Origin of the sequence: uncultured Bacteroides sp. (genome assembly GCF_902472605.1) — a bacterium.
Taxonomy (GTDB): domain Bacteria; phylum Bacteroidota; class Bacteroidia; order Bacteroidales; family Bacteroidaceae; genus Phocaeicola.
The window spans coordinates 1-17,258 of sequence record NZ_CABROP010000035.1; the positions used below are offsets into that span (position 1 = coordinate 1).

At 47.5% G+C, this 17,258-nt stretch carries 14 protein-coding genes; 7 read left to right on the forward strand and 7 right to left on the reverse strand.

What is annotated here, in order from left to right; genetic code table 11:
• Positions 1 to 1,433 (forward strand): sodium-translocating pyrophosphatase (locus RDP42_RS09055; protein WP_308763415.1); only part of this gene is annotated, 1,433 nt, incomplete at its 5' end.
• 166 nt (positions 1,434 to 1,599) lie between these two features.
• Here RDP42_RS09055 and RDP42_RS09060 read toward each other — a convergent pair.
• Genes RDP42_RS09060 through RDP42_RS09085 form a run of 6 tightly spaced genes read right to left on the reverse strand, consistent with a single transcriptional unit; the run spans position 1,600 to position 7,675 of the window.
• Complete coding sequence (locus RDP42_RS09060; protein WP_308763416.1) at positions 1,600 to 2,016, reverse strand: amino acid-binding protein; 417 nt, start codon at positions 2,014 to 2,016, stop codon at positions 1,600 to 1,602.
• A gap of 16 nt (positions 2,017 to 2,032) precedes the next feature.
• Positions 2,033 to 3,334 carry a phenylacetate--CoA ligase gene (locus tag RDP42_RS09065; RefSeq protein WP_308763417.1) on the reverse strand — a complete coding sequence of 434 codons (1,302 nt, stop codon included), beginning with the start codon at positions 3,332 to 3,334 and terminating at the stop codon, positions 2,033 to 2,035.
• 33 nt (positions 3,335 to 3,367) lie between these two features.
• The gene (locus RDP42_RS09070; protein ID WP_308763418.1) at positions 3,368 to 4,690 is read right to left on the reverse strand and encodes a pyridoxal phosphate-dependent aminotransferase; all 1,323 of its coding nucleotides are present in this window, start codon (positions 4,688 to 4,690) and stop codon (positions 3,368 to 3,370) included.
• 6 nt (positions 4,691 to 4,696) lie between these two features.
• Entirely contained in the window at positions 4,697 to 5,284 is a 588-nt protein-coding gene (locus RDP42_RS09075; RefSeq protein WP_308763419.1) for an indolepyruvate oxidoreductase subunit beta, read from the reverse strand.
• Complete coding sequence (locus RDP42_RS09080; protein ID WP_308763420.1) at positions 5,281 to 6,900, reverse strand: thiamine pyrophosphate-dependent enzyme; 1,620 nt, start codon at positions 6,898 to 6,900, stop codon at positions 5,281 to 5,283. Before RDP42_RS09080 ends, RDP42_RS09075 begins: the two co-directional genes overlap by 4 nt.
• Positions 6,901 to 6,913: 13 nt before the next feature.
• Positions 6,914 to 7,675, reverse strand: coding sequence for an amidohydrolase (locus tag RDP42_RS09085; protein ID WP_308763421.1), 762 nt, complete (start codon positions 7,673 to 7,675; stop codon positions 6,914 to 6,916).
• 250 nt (positions 7,676 to 7,925) lie between these two features.
• On the opposite strand from RDP42_RS09085, the gene lysS reads away from it, so the two are divergent.
• From lysS to RDP42_RS09105, 4 genes are all read left to right on the forward strand, one after another.
• A complete protein-coding gene (lysS, locus tag RDP42_RS09090; protein WP_308763422.1) occupies positions 7,926 to 9,653 on the forward strand; it encodes a lysine--tRNA ligase in 1,728 nt (575 codons plus the stop codon).
• Between the two features lie 77 nt (positions 9,654 to 9,730).
• Positions 9,731 to 10,726, forward strand: coding sequence for an NAD(P)H-dependent glycerol-3-phosphate dehydrogenase (locus tag RDP42_RS09095; RefSeq protein ID WP_204475173.1), 996 nt, complete (start codon positions 9,731 to 9,733; stop codon positions 10,724 to 10,726).
• 15 nt (positions 10,727 to 10,741) lie between these two features.
• On the forward strand, positions 10,742 to 12,091 hold the full coding sequence (locus tag RDP42_RS09100; protein ID WP_308763423.1) for a glucose-6-phosphate isomerase: 1,350 nt from the start codon (positions 10,742 to 10,744) through the stop codon (positions 12,089 to 12,091).
• Between the two features lie 122 nt (positions 12,092 to 12,213).
• Complete coding sequence (locus RDP42_RS09105) at positions 12,214 to 12,954, forward strand: HAD-IA family hydrolase (RefSeq protein ID WP_303912589.1); 741 nt, start codon at positions 12,214 to 12,216, stop codon at positions 12,952 to 12,954.
• 73 nt (positions 12,955 to 13,027) lie between these two features.
• Here the strand turns inward: RDP42_RS09105 and RDP42_RS09110 are convergent, their stop codons facing one another.
• Positions 13,028 to 14,233: an ROK family transcriptional regulator gene (locus tag RDP42_RS09110; RefSeq protein WP_308763424.1), complete on the reverse strand. Its 1,206-nt coding sequence runs from the start codon at positions 14,231 to 14,233 to the stop codon at positions 13,028 to 13,030.
• Between the two features lie 185 nt (positions 14,234 to 14,418).
• Between RDP42_RS09110 and nagB the strand changes: the two genes are divergently transcribed.
• Complete coding sequence (nagB, locus tag RDP42_RS09115; protein ID WP_308763425.1) at positions 14,419 to 15,210, forward strand: glucosamine-6-phosphate deaminase; 792 nt, start codon at positions 14,419 to 14,421, stop codon at positions 15,208 to 15,210.
• A gap of 11 nt (positions 15,211 to 15,221) precedes the next feature.
• Complete coding sequence (locus tag RDP42_RS09120; protein ID WP_303912582.1) at positions 15,222 to 17,207, forward strand: glucosamine-6-phosphate deaminase; 1,986 nt, start codon at positions 15,222 to 15,224, stop codon at positions 17,205 to 17,207.
• The last annotated feature ends 51 nt before the right edge of the window (positions 17,208 to 17,258 follow it).

Genomic DNA, 17,258 nt, shown 5'->3' on the forward strand with positions numbered 1-17,258 from the left:
TGGGAGCGGCGGCCTACATCGGGACCGGCGATACGGTCATGCAGTTCAAGGCAGTCATTGCCCCGATGTTGATTGCAGCAGTCGGTATCCTCTTGTCCATCATCGGTATTTTTGCCGTACGTACCAAAGAGGACGCGGGCATGAGGGAACTGCTCCGGGCCTTGTCAACGGGTACTAACCTCAGTGCGGGACTGATTGTCATCGCCACGTTCGTGATTCTTTGGCTGTTGCAGCTGGAAAACTGGCTCTACATCTCCTGTGCCGTTGTCATCGGACTGGTGGTGGGGGTCATCATCGGACAATCGACGGAATTCTATACCTCTCAATCCTACAAACCGACCCGGAAGCTGGCGGAAAGCGGAAAGACCGGACCGGCCACGGTCATCATCTCGGGCATCGGACTGGGCATGGTATCTACCACCATTCCGGTTATTGCCGTCGTGGCCGGTATCATCCTGTCCTACTGGCTGGCCTCGGGATTTGACTTCACAAACATCAGTATGGGACTCTACGGCATCGGCATTGCAGCGGTGGGCATGTTGTCTACTTTAGGTATTACGTTGGCTACGGATGCGTATGGCCCGATAGCCGACAACGCCGGAGGCAATGCCGAGATGAGCGGGCTGGGAGAAGAAGTACGCAAACGGACCGATGCGCTGGATTCCTTGGGAAACACCACGGCAGCCACCGGAAAAGGATTTGCCATCGGCTCGGCAGCCCTGACCGGACTGGCCCTGTTAGCTTCTTACATCGAAGAAATCCGTATCGGACTGGAACGCATCGGTACGACCATACTGGAACTGCCCAACGGACTGGAAGTAGTCATTCACGAAGCCGGATTCACGGATTTCATGATGTACTACGACGTCACACTGATGAATCCGAAAGTGCTGTCTGGAATGTTCATCGGCAGCATGATGGCCTTTCTGTTCTGCGGACTGACCATGAATGCGGTGGGCAGAGCAGCGGCCCACATGGTAGAAGAAGTGCGCCGGCAGTTCCGTGAAATCAAAGGGATTCTGGAAGGCAAGGCGGAACCGGATTATGCCCGCTGCGTACAAATCTCCACATTAGGTGCCCAGAAAGAAATGGTATTCCCTTCCCTGCTGGCCATCATCGCCCCCATTGTGACGGGACTGCTGTTCGGGGTACCGGGCGTCATCGGACTGCTGATAGGGGGATTGTCATCGGGCTTTATCCTGGCCATCTTCATGGCTAACTCCGGCGGAGCTTGGGACAATGCGAAGAAATACGTGGAAGAAGGCAACTTTGGCGGGAAAGGCAGCGAAGTACACCGAGCCACCGTGGTAGGTGATACGGTGGGCGACCCGTTCAAGGATACTTCCGGTCCGAGCCTGAACATCCTCATCAAACTGATGAGCATGGTGGCCATCGTCATGGCCGGACTGACCGTCTCTTGGAGCTTGTTCTAAGCAGACTCCCCAATAGCAGTATAGAAATGCAACTTCCAATCGAGGAATGAAAACTGGATGATAACCCTACAAAAAATCTCCTGCTCAGCCTCAGTTCATTCGAACTTTCCGACTAAAAACAGGAGATTTTTTACTTTAGTTTTTCTTTACAGACTGTCTCTTTTTCCTAAAGTTCATCTTTCCCTAACACACGGCAATGATGCGCTTCGAGCACTTTCAAACAATGCTCCATGTCATTGGGCTTGATGACCACATGGGCCTGATCGGCCTGGGCAAACGCATACATGTATTCAATGAAAATCTGCTCTTCAGCCAGATATTCCAATACCACAGCCAGCGAACCGGGTACATTGTCACACGACAGACAGACCACATCGGTCGACATCACGGCAAAATCTTTTGCCCGGAGCACCTCGACTGCTTTCTCCACATCGGAAACAATCAGGCGTAAAATACCGAAATCGGCAGTCTCGGCCATACTGAAGGCATGCATATTGATACCATTTGCTCCCAACGCATGCACCACGTCATTGATTCTTCCGGTCTTATTTTCCAGAAAAACGGATAATTGTTTGATTATCATAGATTCATTTCTTTAGTTACACCAATACTCGGTTATCAATCACACGTTTGGACTTACCCTGGCTACGGGCTATGCTGTTCGGTTCCACCAGTTTGACTTCCGCACTGATAGAGAGCACACTCTTCAAGCGGTCGGAAAGGGTCTTCTTCAGCTTCAGCATGGAACCGATGTCGTCACTGAAAAAGTCGCGGCGCACTTCCACTTGCACTTCCAACGTATCGAGGTTGTTCTTGCGGTCGACCACCAGCAAATACTGCGGTTCAAATTCCTTCATGCCCAAAATCACACTTTCCACCTGCGACGGGAAGACATTGATACCCCGGATAATCAGCATATCGTCGCTTCGACCCATAATCGGCGTCATACGCACGCTGGTACGTCCGCAAGGACACGGATCGGCAATCAGAGAAGTCAGGTCTTTGGTACGGTAGCGGAGCAGCGGCATGCCCTCCTTGGTCAATGTGGTAAACACCAGCTCTCCCTGCGTACCATACGGCAGGTTCTGACACGTCACAGGGTCGATGATTTCCGGATAGAAATGATCTTCATTGATATGGGAACCATACTGCTCCTGACATTCGTAAGACACGCCCGGCCCCATAATCTCACTCAAGCCATAAATGTTGTAGCCCTTCAGCCCCAAACGAGCCTGGATTTCCTGACGCATGTTTTCCGTCCAAGGTTCCGCCCCGAAAGCGCCGATACGCAATCCCAGTTCTTCCTTGCGGATACCCATCCGTTCCACCACCTCTGCCAGATACAAGGCATACGAAGGCGTACAGGCAATGCCCGTGATATGCAAATCCCGAATCAGGCGTACATGCTTTTCCGTATTTCCCGTAGATGCCGGAATCACGGTTGCTCCTAAATTCTCTACGCCATAGTGCGCTCCCAGTCCGCCGGTAAACAGACCATATCCGTAACTCACGGAAAACGTATCGTCACGAGTTACGCCGTATGCCGAAAGACAACGTGACATCACCTCCGACCAGATAGACAAATCGCGGCGGGTATATCCCACGATGGTCGGGTTGCCAGTCGTTCCGGAAGAAGCATGCACACGCACCACTTCCGAAAGAGGAGCCGCCATCAGCCCGTACGGATAATTGTCCCGCAAATCCTGTTTGGTGGTAAAAGGCAGTTTCGTAATGTCCTCAATTTCCCGGATGTCATCGGGCGTGAGGTCCATCTCCTGCATCTTGTGCCGATAGAAAGGCACATTATGGTACACATACTGCACCAGTTTGCACAAACGTTTCCCCTGTAGCTCACGCATCTGTTCACGCGGCATACATTCTTTGCTCGGATTCCAAATCATAGTGTGTTTTTCTTTATTTCAGTAATAGTTTGGTTATTTCCCCGACACAGGATGGTCTTCCTGAAAAGCTTTCATCCGTTCTTCCAGCACCGGATAAAGTTCCTCCCGCATCCGGGAGGTACAGGCTCTCACGCCTTGCTGTTCACTGCCCGTCGTCGACAGAGAGATACTGCTCACCCCGTACATCATCAGTTCACGGAGCAACTCGCCACCCGTCAGTCCGGGATAGCCCAAGGTAAAGAAAAAGCCATCACCCACCTGCTGGGTCACATCCTTGTCATATACCACCGAAAAGCCATGAGCGGTGAAAATCTGCTTCATCCGGCGAGCGCGCCGTTCATACTCACGGACGTCTTCCACAAAATTGATTTCACCGCTAATGGATTTTTCCAGCATCTCTGCCATGGCATACTGGGTAGTGGCCGTGCAGCCGGAAGTAATCATATACAGAATAGAAGCGATGAAGGTCGGCCCGAACACCCCTGAATCCTCATAACGGGAAGCCAAGGCCGGATACTGCGTATCGAACAGCTTATCGGACACACAAGCCAAGGCAATGCGCTGTCCAGCATAGCTGAAAATCTTGGAGGCAGACAACATGAGAATATAATTGTCGGTATAACGGGCCACCGTAGGCACGAAAGGAGGCTGATAAGGACGGCCGAACGCATGGCGGAAGTCCATACAGAAATATGCCTGGTCTTCCATCACTATCGCATCATACTGCGTAGCCAGTTCCCCGATGATTTTCAGTTCACTTTCTTCCAGGCAAATCCAAGCCGGATTGTTGGGATTGGAATAGACAATGGCCGCAATATCTCCTTTGGAAAGAAAACTTTCCAGTTTGGCACGCAACGGTTCTCCCCGGAAATCATGGATATCAAACGACTCCCACGCAATGCCTAAAATGCGCAACTGGGACTTCTGTATCGGGAAACCCGGGTCGATGAACAGCACCTTGTTTTTCCCAGGAATCCGCTGGGTACAGGCGATAAAGGCTCCGAAAGAACCCGCTACCGACCCTGTAGTGGGTACACACGCCCGAGGAGAAATATCAATATTGATGAATGCTTTGACAAAGCGGGAAGCAGCCTGTTTCAACTCCGCCACACCAGCAGCAGCCGGATACTGGGAACCGACTCCTCTGTCCAGTGCTTTCTTCTCCGCTTCAATGCCTACCTTGTTCGCGGGAAGACCGGGAGATCCCTGATCCATCCGAATAAATGGAATACCCGTAAGTTCTTCCAAGCGGGAAGCCACCAGCAACACATCGCCGATGGTTGCATTGGCTAAATCGGCCACTTTCATCTCCTTGGCCACAGAATTGACCAGTTCTTCACTAAACACGCAACTCATAAGCCCTTAGAATTTCAATTGTTTCACATATTCATGACCGATATCAAAGGCTTTGTAGTTCATTTGGACCACCTCTTCGCCTTTCGGAGCAAAGATACGCCCTACACTTTCCCGCAGAACGTCCGCATTCAGGATTTTCAAGAAAGGTGCAGCCGCGCCCAACAAGATGACATTGGCCGACCTGGGTATCTGGTTCTCCTTTGCCAGATTCTCTACATCCAGCACCACCACATGCGGCTGCGCATGGAGTTCCGCCTTCAGTTTTTCGTCTTCCGGGTAATTGGGAATGTTCTTGAACGGAGTAGCTGAAGTGATAATCCATCCGTCTTTCGACAGATACGGAAGATAACGCAGGGCTTCCATCGGCTCCAATGAAATAATCATATCTGCCATACCCAACGGTATCAAGTCGGACGCAATCGGCGCCTCCGACAAACGCAGATTCGACTGCACATCGCCCCCTCGCTGACTCATTCCATGTACTTCAGCCTGTTTCAGGTTCAACCCTAAATGCAGGGCCGCCTCACCAATAATCGTGGCAATAGACAGAATTCCCTGTCCGCCCACTCCAGAAAGTATGATATCTGTTTTCATTGTTTCTTTGCTTTTTGCTGTTTCAATTTCCGGTTCAACGTCTGCATACATTCCCTACGCGGAATAATGACAGACACCCCCTTGTATTCTATCTCTTCCCGAATGACCCGGGTAATCTCCTCCATGTTCTTGGGAAGAGGAACCACTACCCGGACATGCTCCGGCTCCACACCCAGTCCTAAACAAATGGCTTCAAATTTGTTGGTACCTGCTGAATCCTGTCCTCCGGTCATCGCAGTAGTCAGATTGTCGGAAATGACGACCGTAATGTTCGATTGATCGTTCACCGCATCCAGCAACCCCGTCATTCCGGAATGGGTGAAAGTGGAATCCCCTATCACGGCAATGGAAGGAAACAGTCCTGCATCGGCTGCTCCTTTGGCCATCGTGATGGAAGCTCCCATATCGACACAGCTACTCAATGTACGGAAAGGTGGAAGTGCACCCAATGTATAGCAACCAATATCTCCGAAAATCTTTGCATCCGGATATTCTGCAGCCACCTTATTCAAGGCATCATATACATCACGGTGTCCGCATCCTTTACACAAGGCCGGCGGACGAGGAACTACTTGCTGGGCAGCCGCATAGACCTGTCCACTCGGCAAGCCCAAGGCCTGACGGACATTATCCGGTGTCAGTTCTCCGGTGCGGGGTAACTCACCGCTTAAACGGCCTTTCACTACATAATTAGAAGGAAGGATACCTTTCAGCTGTTCTTCCACAAAAGGCTGTCCGTCTTCTACCACTAAAATCTCTTTGCAAGAGTCGGCCAAACGAGTCAAGGCTTCTACCGGTAAAGGATATTGCGAAATCTTCAGTATGGGATAAGGACATCCCTCCGGATAATTTTCCATCACGTAGTTGTAACCGATGCCACAAGCCACAATCCCTTTCTCAGCCATCCCTTCCTGCATACTCAACTGATTATAGCCAGAATGCTCAGATTCAGCCTCCAGTTTCTGCAGGTTTTTGATGACTTCGATATAACGACGACGGGCATTTCCCGGCAACAACACCCAATCGGCAGGTACCGACTGACGTCCCGTACAAGTGACTTCTTTCCCGGACGCAGCGACTTCCACTGCCGCGCGGGAATGGGCCATACGGGTAGTAATACGCATCAGTACCGGAGTGCGCAACTGCTCTGAAAGGTCGTATGCATACGCCATCATATCATAGGCTTCCTGCTGGGAGGAAGGTTCCAATATCGGAATCAAAGCAAACTTACCATAAAAACGAGAATCCTGCTCGTTCTGAGAGGAATGCATGGTAGGATCGTCGGCAGCCAGTACGACTACACCTCCATTGACACCCGTAATGGCCGAATTGACAAAGGCATCGGCACATACATTCATTCCCACGTGTTTCATGCAGACCAATGCCCGCTTCCCCACATACGACACACCCAAAGCGGCTTCCATAGCCGTTTTCTCGTTAGTGCACCAACTGCTGTGCAAGCCGCGTGCCTTCGCTATCGGAGATTCCTGTATATATTCGGTAATTTCAGTCGAAGGAGTACCCGGGTAAGCATAGACTCCCGAGATTCCCGCATGAAGGGCGCCCAGCGCTATCGCCTGATCACCCAACAACAAAAGTTTATGATTGTCTTTCATAAATATTAAGAAGTTAATTCAATGTAAAAGAATCTGCATCATTCAGTACGGGGAACTTTTTCCGGAAGGCTTCCAGCTCTTCCATGTCAATGGAGACCTCAATCTGTCCCTGCTCCCCATCGGCACACGCCGAAAGGGTCCGTCCATACGGGTCGATGGCTGCTGTACCGCCACAATAATCACAATACGGGTCCTTTCCCACCCGGTTCACGCCCAATACATAGCATTGGTTTTCAATGGCTCGTGCCCGTAACAAAGCCTTCCAAGCTTCCACTCGTGAAGACGGCCAACTGGCTACATACAATGCCACATCGTAATCACCCCGATTCCGGGACCATACGGGGAACCGTAAGTCATAGCACACTTCCAGCAGGAAACGTACCCCGCGGAAATCCACCACAACACGCTCCGTACCGGCCGTATAATGCTTGTCTTCTCCTCCATACGTAAACAGATGCTTTTTGTCATACCATTGTACTTTTCCATCGGGATGCACAAAAAAGAAACGGTTATAGAATTTTCCGTTTTCCTCAATAGAGATACTGCCGGCAAGGGCACAATCATGCGCACACGCCGTCTGCTTCATCCATTGCAAGGTAGGACTTTCCACAGGCTCCGCAATACCTTCCGGTAACGTGCAAAAACCCGTAGAAAACATTTCGGGGAGCACAAACAAATCGACTTTATCATAACGATCAATGACCTTTCCCATGTAAGCCACATTGGCTTCAGGGTCAGCCCAGCAAATATCTGTCTGCAATAAGATTATTTTCATGCTTTTCATTCATTAGAAACGCCCAAAGGTAACAATTTAATCACAGAAAGCAAATTTTGGCTTTAAAATACTTCCATATGAAAACAAAATGTACATTTTTGAAATTTCTCATTCACGCCCCTGTTTTGTCACCGATTTCTTAATAACTGGGCTATTCTCAGGCTTTTTATTCTAAAAGAACCTTATATATAGAGGTAGTTTGCAAAATGTTTTTTATTTTTGTAGCCAAAATGAGTTAATATACTAACAAATGAACGTATTAGAATTAAGCGAACAGGAAATTATCAGACGTAACAGTCTGAATGAGTTGAGAGCAATGGGGATTGACCCATACCCTGCTGCCGAGTATGTAACCAACGCTTTTTCGACTGACATTAAAGCCGAATTTAAAGACGATGCGGAACCTCGCAAAGTGTCTGTAGCCGGTCGTATCATGTCTCGCCGCGTAATGGGTAAGGCATCCTTCATTGAATTGCAAGACTCTAAAGGCCGTATTCAAGTATATATAACCCGTGACGACATCTGTCCGGGAGAAAACAAAGATTTATACAATATTGTTTTCAAACGTTTGCTGGACTTGGGTGATTTCATCGGAATTGAAGGCTTCGTATTCCGCACACAGACAGGAGAAGTTTCCATCCATGCACAGAAACTGACAGTGTTGTCCAAATCCATCCGTCCGCTTCCGATTGTAAAATACAAAGACGGAGTGGCATACGACAAATTCGAAGACCCGGAACTCCGCTACCGCCAGCGCTATGTAGACCTGGTAGTCAACGACGGAGTCAAAGATATTTTCTTGAAACGGAGCAAAATCTACAATTCCATGAGAGAATATTTCAATTCCAAAGGCTATGTGGAAGTAGAAACTCCGATTCTTCAGTCTATCCCGGGAGGTGCTGCGGCACGCCCGTTCATCACTCACCACAACGCACTCGACATTCCTTTGTACATGCGTATTGCCAGTGAGTTGTACCTGAAACGACTGATTGTAGGTGGTTTTGAAGGCGTGTACGAAATTGGCAAGAACTTCCGTAACGAAGGTATGGACCGTACACACAATCCGGAATTCACCTGTATGGAAATTTATGTAGCCTACAAGGATTACAACTGGATGATGAAGTTTACGGAAAACATGCTTGAGAAAATCTGCATGGACGTAAATGGTACTACAGAAGTGAAAATTGGTGACAATGTCATCAACTTCAAGGCTCCGTTCAAGCGCGTCACCATGCTGGATTCTATCAAAGAATTTACGGGATACGACCTGACTGGCATGAACGAAGACCAGATTCGGGAAGTGTGCCAGAAGCTGAACATGGAAATCGATGATACAATGGGTAAGGGTAAGCTGATTGACGAAATCTTCGGCGAATTCTGCGAAGGCAACTACATCCAGCCGACCTTCATCACCGACTATCCGATTGAAATGTCTCCGCTGACCAAGAAGCACCGTAACAATCCGGACCTGACCGAACGCTTCGAACTGATGGTGAACGGAAAGGAACTTTGCAATGCTTATTCAGAGCTGAACGACCCGATTGACCAGCTGGAACGTTTTGAAGAGCAGATGCGCCTGAGCGAAAAGGGAGACGACGAAGCTATGATTATTGATAAAGACTTTGTACGTGCTTTGGAATATGGTATGCCTCCTACTTCAGGTATGGGTATCGGTATGGACCGCCTTGTCATGCTGATGACAGCTCAGAACACCATCCAGGAAGTGTTGTTCTTCCCGCAAATGCGTCCGGAAAAAGTCATTCCGAAAGATGCACCGGCCAAATTCATGGAACTGGGCGTGGCAGAAGAATGGGTACCGGTTCTCCAGAAAGCCGGATATAACCTGGTAAGCGACATGAAAGATGTCAATCCACAGAAGCTTCATCAGGATATCTGCGGTATCAATAAAAAATACAAACTGGAATTGAAGAACCCGACAGTCGACGAAGTTGCAGGCTGGATAGAAAAAATTAAGTAACAGACAGAATGAAGGGATGTATGAAGAGTGAAGAATGAGCTTCACTCTTCATATCTGTTTCATTAAGAAAATAAAGTATGAAATTACCCGGGAAAATAGCAATCATGGGGGGAGGAAGCTGGGCCACAGCTATTGCCAAAATCATATTGACCCAGGCAGAATCCATAAACTGGTATATGCGCCGTGACGACCGGATTGAAGAATTCAAACGTCTGGGACATAATCCAGCTTATTTGACGAGTGTACGTTTCGACATGAAATGCATCAATTTTTCATCAGATATTAATAAGGTAGTCAAGGAATCGGATACCCTGATTTTCGTGACCCCTTCACCGTATCTGAAAAGTCACCTCAAAAAGCTAAAAGTCAAACTGAAGGATAAATTCATCGTTACCGCCATCAAAGGTATTGTACCGGACGAGAATCTGATTGTATCCGACTACTTCCACAAAATGTACGACGTGCCTGAAAACAACATTGCCGTTTTGGCGGGCCCTTGTCACGCAGAAGAAGTAGCCTTGGAACGACTTTCTTACCTCACCGTAGGATGTAAAGACATCGAAAAAGCCAAGATGTTCGCCAAGCAACTGGCTGGACACTATATCAAAACGTCTGTCAACACCGACGTAGCCGGCATTGAATATGCTTCTGTACTGAAGAACGTATATGCCATCGCAGCCGGTATTTGCAGCGGACTGAAATACGGCGACAATTTCCAAGCTGTATTGGTTTCAAATGCCTTACAGGAAATGAACCGATTCCTGGACACCGTTCATCCGGTCAATCGCTGCACTAACGACTCAGCCTACCTGGGCGACCTTCTCGTAACTTCCTATTCCAATTTCAGCCGTAACCGGGTATTCGGAACCATGATCGGTAAAGGATATTCCGTGAAAAGCGCACAGATTGAGATGGAAATGATTGCCGAAGGATACTACGGCACCAAATGCATCAAGGAACTGAACAAGCATCTGCACGTGAACATGCCGATTGTAGATGCGGTGTACAACATCCTTTATGAGCGGATATCTCCAATGATAGAAATCAAATTATTAACTGACTCATTTAGATAAAAATCAGAAACAGTTATGGAAAATATTCAACTAAATGTGGAAAAAACTTTGGATTTTATCTCCAAAGAAAAATTGGCTTCTTATGAACCCAAAGTAAAAGCTTGTATGGAAACGCTGGAAAAAGGCACTGGTCTGGGAAATGATTTCTTAGGTTGGTTGCATTTACCTTCTTCCATCACCACAGAACACCTGAACGACCTGAAAGCTACTGCACAGATCCTTCGTGAAAATTGTGACGTAGTGGTTGTTGCCGGTATCGGAGGTAGTTACTTAGGCGCACGTGCCGTCATCGAAGCCATGTCAAACAGCTTTGCTTGGTTAGAGGAAAAGAAAGCTGGAAACCCGACGATTATTTTTGCCGGACACAATATCAGCGAAGACTATCTGTTCGAACTGACAGAATTCCTGAAAGACAAGAAGTTCGGTGTCATCAACATCTCTAAATCAGGAACTACTACCGAAACAGCTTTGGCGTTCCGCCTGCTGAAGAAACAGTGCGAAGACCAGAGAGGCAAAGAAATGGCCCGCAAAGTTATCGTAGCCGTAACCGATGCAAAGAAAGGTGCAGCCCGCGTTACAGCCGACAAGGAAGGATACAAATCATTCATCATTCCTGACAACGTAGGTGGACGCTTCTCTGTACTGACTCCGGTAGGTCTGCTTCCCATTGCAGTAGCTGGTATCAACATCGACCAATTGGTAGCCGGTGCCTGCGAAATGGAAAAGGTATGTGCCAACGAGAACATGTACGAAAACCCGGCAGCCCTGTATGCAGCTACTCGTAACGAACTGTATCAGAGCGGCAAGAAAATTGAAATTTTAGTGAACTTCCAGCCAAAACTGCACTACTTCATGGAATGGTGGAAACAGCTGTACGGTGAATCAGAAGGAAAAGACAATAAGGGTATCTATCCGAGCTCTGTAGACTTCTCTACCGACCTGCACTCTATGGGACAATGGATTCAGCAGGGTGAACGTACCATCTTCGAAACAGTCGTTTCTATCGCTACTCCCAACCACGAACTTCACTTCCCGAATGATGAAGAAAACTTGGATGGTTTGAACTTCCTGGCTGGAAAACGTATCGATGAAGTCAACAAGATGGCTGAACTGGGTACACAGCTGGCTCACGTAGACGGTGGTGTGCCTAACTTGCACGTCAGTGTTCCTTCACTGAACGAATACTATCTGGGACAGCTGATTTACTTCTTTGAAAAAGCCTGCGGAATCAGCGGATACCTTTTGGGTGTAAATCCGTTCAACCAGCCGGGTGTAGAAGCCTACAAGAAGAATATGTTTGCCCTTTTGAACAAACCGGGATACGAAAAAGAATCTGAAGCTATTCAGGCTCGTCTGAAGAAATAAAACGAGACGTCATTTCGTTTTACATTTACAGGCACGAATTACATGAGAAGCACCCTCTCTGCAAGAAGAGAAGGAACCATTCTTCATGTAATGCGTGCCTGATTATTATAAAAAGGATTATCATGTTTCAACAAGAAATCAATCAATATCTCCACACACATCATTATACGCACATTGATTTAAAAGCCGTATTGTTCGACATGGACGGAGTGCTGTTCGATTCCATGAAGAACCATGCCCGTGCCTGGCACGAGGCCATGAAACAGTATGGCATGAGCCTGAGCCCGGAAGAAGCCTATCTACACGAAGGCCGTACAGGGGCTTCTACCATCAACATCGTCAGCCAACGAGAAAGAGGCTATGAAGCGTCTGAGGAAGAAATCAAACAAATCTACCAGACCAAAAGTGACTTGTTCAACAGTCTGCCCAAGGCAGATCCCATGCCCGGGGCTCTTGAGGTACTGAACAAGATTAAGACTGCCGGACTCATCCCTATGGTAGTCACAGGCTCCGGACAGCATTCTTTGCTGGACAAACTGAACCATTACTTTCCAGACATTTTTCACCGTGAACTGATGGTTACCGCTTTCGACGTGAAATACGGGAAGCCCAATCCCGAGCCCTACCTGATGGCACTGCAAAAAGCAGGAATCCACGCCAATGAAGCGATTGTTGTAGAAAACGCTCCTCTGGGCGTACGCGCCGGAGTGGCCGCCGGAATTTTTACGGTAGCCCTGAATACCGGGCCCCTTCCCGATGACGTACTCTTGAAAGAAGGAGCCAACCTGCTCTTTCCTTCCATGCCGGCATTTGACGAGAACTGGGAAACAGTTTACCAAAGTCTGCAAACCACTTCACTATAAACAAAAAAATCCACAGAAAAGGCACATACAATATACTCTTTCTGTGGATTTTTTGTATTCCTAAGAAGGCTCATTATTCCAAAGCAAACAATTTGCTTCGCGACAACAGAGAAGAACCTATCACATTGGCTTTCTCCTTCAATTCAGACAACACGATGTCTGAATCCTTATACATCAAGTTCAACGTATACTTCCGAACTGCTGAAATTACCGGAGGAAGCAAATATTCTCCTACCTTTGAAAACTCACCTCCAATAATCACCTGCTCAGGGTTGAATATATTAATCAAGTCCCCAATGTGACGCCCTAATTTTGTACCAATTTCTTCCACCAGTTCAATAGCCAGCACATCTTCCCGTCGTACTGCTGAGATAATATCGGCCAACGTGATGTCATCGATGGCTTTTTCTTTCAGCAAAACAGAGTTCTCTCCCTGGCGAAGACGAGCGATGAATTTGCGGTACAATGCAGAACAAGAAACCTCTGTCTCAATACATCCTTTCTTTCCGCAATAACAGATTTGCTGATTATCATATCCATAGTTGTGTCCGAACTCGCCGGCAAAACCAGACATGCCGGAATACAATTTGCCATCAATAATAATAGCCATGCCCAGTCCCCAGTTCACATTAATGAATATAAGGTTCTTCGGACATTTCTCCGGACGAGTGATGTATTCGCCGTATGCCATGGCCCGGCTGTCATTGTCGATACATACATTGATACCCAGTCTGTCGGTAAACATCTGAGCCAACGGCTTCTCTCCAAATGTCAGGTGCGTATAACTGCATCCTGTTTCCGGATTGACGCGGCCTGTCATACCAATACAAATATTCAAGATTTTCGACTTGTCGCACGGAAGTTCGTCAATAAAGGTCTCGATTTCCCGACAAATATGTTCCAAGCATTCCGGCGTATTTTCCAATTTAAAAGGAATCTCCATCTTGGTCTGCAAGACATCTCCCTTAAAATTAATAGCACCCAAACTTAAAGACTGCACCGCCAAAGCCACTCCTATAAAATAGGCTGAATCCGAATTCAAGCCATATAGACTGGGATGACGTCCTCCGCTGGTCTCCAGTTTTCCACAATCGTTCACATATCCCTCTTTACACATCTCATCCACAAATTTTGTCACCGTAGGAACACTTAAGCCCATTGATTTAGACAAATCTGTAATCGTAGTGCTGCCCGCATAAATCAAATGCGTAATGATACGCTGCTTTACTAACGCACTCTTAACCCCTTTCTGTATGTTCGTCAATAGAGTCTGACCCATATTCGTTATTTTTTATAGAAACATTTACAAATGTAGAATTTTTCTTTAAAAAGTCAAGCATAAAAAATCTATTTTTTTATTTGACTTTCTGAATAAGCTTTGATATATTTGCAGAAACAAGATAAATCTTATCGAAGATTAGATTACTATTAAAATTAATTTCAATATTCAAAATTCTAACCACCATGAGACTAATCATTGAACCTGATTACAATGCGCTGTCCAATTGGGCAGCAAACTATGTCGCAAAAAAAATTAACGCAGCCAATCCGACCAAAGAAAAACCGTTTGTATTGGGACTTCCCACCGGTTCTTCTCCACTGGGTATGTACAAAGCCTTGATTGAACTGAATAAAAAAGGAGTGGTTTCCTTCAAGAACGTGGTAACTTTCAACATGGATGAATATGTAGGCTTACCTGAATCACATCCGGAAAGCTATCATTCTTTCATGTTCAATAATTTCTTCAACCACATCGACATCTGCAAGGAAAACATCCATATTTTGAACGGTAATGCGGCCGATCTGGAAGCAGAATGCGCCAATTATGAAAAAGAAATTGAAAAATTCGGCGGCATCGACCTGTTCTTGGGAGGTATCGGCCCCGACGGTCATATTGCTTTCAACGAACCGGGTTCTTCATTGAGTTCACGTACTCGTGTGAAAACACTGACTACCGACACCATCATTGCCAACTCTCGTTTCTTTGAAAACGATGTAAACAAAGTGCCCAAAACAGCTCTAACCGTAGGAGTAGGCACGGTGCTTTCTGCCAAGGAAGTGTTGATTATCTGCAACGGACACAACAAGGCTCGCGCTTTGCAGCATGCTGTTGAAGGAGGTATTACACAGATGTGGACCATCAGCGCACTCCAGATGCATCAGCATGGCATCATCGTATGCGACGAAGCTGCGACGGACGAACTGAAAGTCGGCACTTACAAGTACTTCAAAGACATCGAAAAGAACAACCTTTAATTTTCTAAATCATGAGAACAAACCTAAGCTCTCAAATCTCACTGAACCGTGTATCCCCCAGATATTACCGACCGGAAAATGCGGTGGAACGTTCTGTACTGACACGACTCGAAAAAATCCCCACTAACATCTTTGAGACCATTGATGAAGGAGTGGTACAGATTGCCAATGAAATCGTAGCCAAAATACAGGACAGACAACGCGAAGGAAAGTTCTGCACCATTGCAGTAGGTACTGGTGCCTCCCTGCGTCCGCTCTTTGCCGAACTGATTCGGAAACACAAAGATGAAGGTGTCAGCTTCCGCAACGTAGTATTCTTCAACCTGTATGAATATTATCCGTTGACAGACGAGGCCGGAAGCAGCTTTAACCACCTGAACAAACTTTTCCTGTCTCAGATAGACATCGACCGCCAGAACATTTTCACCATGGACGGAACGATTCCTCAGGAAGCCATTACGGAACACTGCCGCTTGTACGAACAGCGTATCCAGACCTTCGGTGGCATCGACATCGTCATCATGGGAGTAGGCCGGGAAGGAAACATCGGTATGAATGAACCAGGCTCACACGCCAGTTCCACCACTCGACTGATTTTGATTGACGCGACTTCCCGTTCGGAAGCCGCACACAATATCGGAGTAGATAACCTGCCTCCTTGCTCCATTACCATGGGTATCAATACCATTTTAGGAGCGCGAAAAGTATATCTGCTGGCATGGGGAGAAGACAAAGCTGACATTATCCGAAGCGCAGTGGAAGACAAGGTGAGTGACACTTTGCCGGCTTCCTACCTGCAACTCCATTCCAACACTTCTGTTTGCATCGACTTGGCTGCAGCTGCTCACCTGACACGTATCCAGCGTCCGTGGCTGGTAACCAGCTGTGAATGGAACGACAAGCTGGTGAGAAGTGCCATTGTATGGTTGTGTACTACCCTCAACAAGCCGATTCTGAAACTGACCAACAAGGATTATAACGAAAATGGCTTGAGCGAGCTGTTAGCACTTTACGGCTCTGCCTACAATGCCAACATCAAAGTGTTCAACGACCTGCAACATACCATCACCGGATGGCCGGGTGGGAAACCGAATGCCGACGATACGTATCGTCCGGAACGCGCCAAACCGTTTCCGAAACGCGTAGTGGTATTCTCTCCGCATCCGGACGACGATGTCATCTCCATGGGAGGTACCTTGCGCCGTTTGGTACAGCAGGGACACGATGTACACGTAGCTTATGAAACTTCCGGAAACATTGCCGTAGGCGACGAAGAAGTAGTTCGCTTCATGCACTTCATCAACGGCTTCAACCAGCTGTTCGAAAACAGCGAAGACAAGGTAATCAGCGAAAAATATGCGGAAATCAAGAAATTCTTCTCAACCAAGAAAGAAGGACAGATGGATACCCGCGACATTCTGACCATCAAGGGATTGATTCGTCGTGGAGAAGCCCGTACAGCTTGTACGTTCAACCGCATTCCATTGGATCACTGCCACTTCCTGGATCTTCCGTTCTATGAAACCGGAAAAATTGAGAAGAATCCAATCAGCGAGGCCGATGTGGAAATCGTACTGAATCTGCTGCGTGAAGTGAAACCTCACCAGATTTATGTGGCCGGCGACTTGGCCGACCCGCACGGTACTCACCGTGTATGTACGGATGCCGTATTCGCTGCCATCGACGAAGAAAAGAATGCTGGCGCTGAATGGCTGAAAGACTGCCGCATCTGGATGTACCGTGGTGCATGGGCTGAATGGGAAATCGAGAACATTGAAATGGCCGTACCGTTGAGTCCGGAAGAACTTCGCGCAAAACGCAACTCCATCCTGAAACATCAGTCGCAGATGGAAAGCGCCCCGTTCCTGGGCAATGACGAACGACTGTTCTGGCAGAGAAGTGAAGACCGCAACCGCGGAACCGCTTCGCTTTATGACCACTTAGGACTGGCTTGCTATGAAGCCATGGAAGCTTTTGTGGAATATAAACCTATCTAAAAAGCATTCATATCATCCCTATAAAAGACACAGAAACGAAGGATTTCTTCC

Coding starts and splice junctions, on each gene's coding strand:
- RDP42_RS09060 (WP_308763416.1), bottom strand. CDS start 2,016: ATGATAATCAAACAATTATCCGTTTTTCTGGAAAATAAGACCGGAAGA.
- RDP42_RS09110 (WP_308763424.1), bottom strand. CDS start 14,233: ATGGGTCAGACTCTATTGACGAACATACAGAAAGGGGTTAAGAGTGCG.
- RDP42_RS09120 (WP_303912582.1), top strand. CDS start 15,222: ATGAGAACAAACCTAAGCTCTCAAATCTCACTGAACCGTGTATCCCCC.
- RDP42_RS09100 (WP_308763423.1), top strand. CDS start 10,742: ATGGAAAATATTCAACTAAATGTGGAAAAAACTTTGGATTTTATCTCC.
- RDP42_RS09085 (WP_308763421.1), bottom strand. CDS start 7,675: ATGAAAATAATCTTATTGCAGACAGATATTTGCTGGGCTGACCCTGAA.
- RDP42_RS09105 (WP_303912589.1), top strand. CDS start 12,214: ATGTTTCAACAAGAAATCAATCAATATCTCCACACACATCATTATACG.
- nagB (WP_308763425.1), top strand. CDS start 14,419: ATGAGACTAATCATTGAACCTGATTACAATGCGCTGTCCAATTGGGCA.
- RDP42_RS09070 (WP_308763418.1), bottom strand. CDS start 4,690: ATGAGTTGCGTGTTTAGTGAAGAACTGGTCAATTCTGTGGCCAAGGAG.
- RDP42_RS09065 (WP_308763417.1), bottom strand. CDS start 3,334: ATGATTTGGAATCCGAGCAAAGAATGTATGCCGCGTGAACAGATGCGT.
- RDP42_RS09075 (WP_308763419.1), bottom strand. CDS start 5,284: ATGAAAACAGATATCATACTTTCTGGAGTGGGCGGACAGGGAATTCTG.
- lysS (WP_308763422.1), top strand. CDS start 7,926: ATGAACGTATTAGAATTAAGCGAACAGGAAATTATCAGACGTAACAGT.
- RDP42_RS09095 (WP_204475173.1), top strand. CDS start 9,731: ATGAAATTACCCGGGAAAATAGCAATCATGGGGGGAGGAAGCTGGGCC.
- RDP42_RS09080 (WP_308763420.1), bottom strand. CDS start 6,900: ATGAAAGACAATCATAAACTTTTGTTGTTGGGTGATCAGGCGATAGCG.